The 245-nt window shown below is 60.4% G+C and carries 1 pseudogene; it reads right to left on the minus strand.

Features of this window, described 5'->3' with window-relative positions:
* A pseudogene (locus SB753_RS40365) lies at window positions 1-245 on the minus strand (hopanoid biosynthesis associated radical SAM protein HpnJ); the annotation flags it as partial.

Genomic DNA, 245 nt, shown 5'->3' on the forward strand with positions numbered 1-245 from the left:
GTCTGCGGCCACAGGCAGAACGTGCACTTCGAGCGGCAGCCGCGCCCGGTATAGATCGATACATACGGGTGCTTCAGATAGCCGATGAAGTAGTTCTCGATCTTCAGATCGCGCTGATAAACGGGCGCGACGAACGGCAGCTCGTCCATGTTCTCGAGGATCGGGCGCGCTTCATTGTGCTCGATCGAGCCGTCCGCGGCGCGATAGCTCAGGCCCTTGATCTGCGAGAACGGCAATCCTTCGGC

The organism is Paraburkholderia sp. SIMBA_053 (assembly GCF_046534895.1).
GTDB classification, from domain to species: Bacteria; Pseudomonadota; Gammaproteobacteria; order Burkholderiales; family Burkholderiaceae; genus Paraburkholderia; species Paraburkholderia caledonica.